Source organism: uncultured Olegusella sp., from assembly GCF_947253395.1.
Taxonomy (GTDB): Bacteria; Actinomycetota; Coriobacteriia; order Coriobacteriales; family Atopobiaceae; genus Olegusella.
Window position 1 is genome coordinate 1 of sequence record NZ_CAMXYY010000158.1, and the last position, 2752, is coordinate 2752.

Below are 2752 nucleotides of genomic sequence, written 5' to 3' on the forward strand. Positions count from 1 at the left end.
AACTTCTTCCGTCTCAAACCGATATCAAGAATACAAATTATTCTTGACACTATAGTCCTGCTCGTCCAAATCGCAGTCTTAAAGCACGTAATTACACTTCAGCACTTCTATACAAGACTCCACTGAGCGCTTAAGCAGCGCTTGTTCCAAAAATCACCGTAGCTACCATTCTGCGCAAGCAGTTCCTCATGAGTACCAACCTCTGCCAACTCTCCATCCGCATTCATTACCACAATCTGATCTGCCATTTTGATAGTTTCAAGCTTATGGGCCACCACAATCAGAGTCGAATGCTGTCTCAACTCCTCCATGGAGCGCACGATATTCGCCTCGTTTTCTGCATCGAGTGCAGAGGTTGCTTCATCAAACAGCACAATAGGCGCCTGCTTGAGCAGAGCACGTGCAATCGAAACACGCTGACGTTCACCACCAGATAAACTACGTCCACCCTCACCACAAGGCGTTTCCCAGCCTTCGGGCAAACGTTCGATAATCTCTGTCATTCCTGCTAGCTCAGCAACGCGCGTAAGTTCTGCTTCTCCAGCATTGGGGCGAGCAATCAATACATTATTGCGGAGTGTATCGTTAAAGAGATATACATCCTGAAAAACAAAAGACACTTGCTCAAAGAGATGCTGCGTAGAAAGATTCCGTATGTCTGTCCCGCCGATGGTAATTTGCCCTACATCGGCATCATAAAAACGAGCAATAAGTTTAATGAGTGTGGTTTTGCCACAACCAGATGGGCCTACGATAGCAATCATTTTTGATGCGGGTGCCATCACGCTGACATTGTGAATAACGGGCTGACCTTCTATGTAGCTAAAAGCAATGTTTTTTAGCTCGACGGAATTATCACTAGGCAGCTCTGCGCTTTGCTCACATGCAGGCATCTCGGGCGTGTCCATTACCTCGTCAATGCCATTAAGCATCATACGGCGCTCTTCAAGACCAAAAAGTAAGCCCGCCACCTCGGTGAGAAGTGCCGAAAAACGCAAAATGACGCCAATCATAATGAGTGTTTCAAGAGGGCTCATGGTTCCTGTAAGCCCCATCTGGCAAACAACCACGATGCCTAACACAGTAAGCATCTGCACACCCATACCCGAGAGGAAATTTCCTGCAACACCCCACCACAGGCCATGAGTTAGACAAGCTTTGCTCTTTGAAAAACTATCCTTCAACTCTGGATAGCTACTGCTCGCGTTGCAAGCGCGAAGTGCTCCTTGACACTGGGCAAACTCAACAATGCGCGCTGCAATTAGCTCTTCTCCCTTGTTCTCTAAACGAGACATGCGAAAAATACAGGCTTGCCCCACATGCATCAACAAAAATACAATAGGCACACCCACACTAAGCAACAGTCCCAGCTGCCAATTCCATATCCAGCAACCAAGACAAAAGATAATGCAAGCAGACGCATTGTGCAGAAAGCTACCAATGAAATATGCAGCCACTTGCCCCGTTGACATCATTTCATTGGTGACCATACGACTCAGGCGGCCCGCGCTTTGAGAGTCAAACCAACCCAACGGCAAACGCGAAACTTTATTTCCAATCATAATCTGCAGATTGCGCATGTACCCTAAACCCGATATATAGCTCAGCTTGGTTCCCTCAACCGAAGCCACAGCTCCGCACAAAGCAAGCATGGCGAGAAAAACTATCCATGCCTTATAGCTCAATCCCCACTGTGGCGTCCCAGATTGCAAAGCAGCAACTGTTGGCATAATTGCAGTTAAACTCACACCGCTAATAACACCTGATACAAGCTTATAAAAGGAGCCTTTCTGATGAATTGCTTTATCGGCTTGGGGCATAAAACGATAGAGACGTGGAAGAATCAACTTGTCTTTAAACATAAATGTCACTCTCCTTTGCGGAAAGGAAATTTTCAAAGCCACTCTGCTGAAGAAGGGCTTGGTAATGACCGTTATTAAGCAATTCCTGATGGGTGCCTAGCGCAACAATATGTCCACGTTCCATTACTGCAATTTGGTCGGCACCGAGAATCGAGTTGAGACGGTGAGCAATAACAAGCACGGTACGCCCTTGGATTAAATTTCTGAGAGCACGCTGAATTTCAACCTCAGAATCAGGATCGGCAAAGGCAGTTGCCTCATCCATAATCAAAATTGGCGCATCAGTTAAAATCGCACGAGCAATAGCTACACGCTGACCTTCACCGCCTGATAGCTGACAATCAGAACCCAACACGCTGTCATAGCCCTTGGGTAGCGACATAATATAGTCATCTATCTGCGCAATCTGTGCAGCTCTCCGCACTTCTTCCAAGCTAGCATCAGGACACGCCAAGGAGATATTCCGGCGAATGCTGGTATTAAGCAACATCGAATCTTGCAGAACAAAAGACACATAACGATACAATTCGTTTGTATCAATCTGCCGCAAATCAATCCCACCTAGACGAATTACTCCCTCGTCAGGATCGTCAAAACGTGCAATAAGCGTAGCGAGCGTTGATTTACCCGAGCCCGAAGGACCAATCAGTGCTGTCACCGTATTGGGTTTAAGCGTCAATGAAAGCTGTGATAAAGCGTTTGTCTCCCCATAGGAATAAGAGACACCATCAACCTCGATATCCAAATCACCTTCAGGTAGTTGAGGACAATCTGCTTGCGGCAAAGTATCAACTTCCATGAGTTCGCAAAGACGTATCGCGGCTGCACCTGCAGTCTGATATGACCAGACGATATTCGAAACTGCAGTCATTGCATTTGGCAATACAACG

2 protein-coding genes are annotated in these 2752 nt (G+C 46.7%); both read right to left on the reverse strand.

Annotation, left to right across the window (positions count from 1 at the left end):
- Positions 1–107: 107 nt before the first annotated feature.
- The gene (locus Q0X25_RS08310) at positions 108–1862 is read right to left on the reverse strand and encodes an ABC transporter ATP-binding protein (RefSeq protein ID WP_298581179.1); all 1755 of its coding nucleotides are present in this window, start codon (positions 1860–1862) and stop codon (positions 108–110) included.
- Positions 1855–2752 (reverse strand): ABC transporter ATP-binding protein (locus tag Q0X25_RS08315; protein WP_298581182.1); only part of this gene is annotated, 898 nt, incomplete at its 5' end. The genes Q0X25_RS08310 and Q0X25_RS08315, both read right to left, overlap by 8 nt.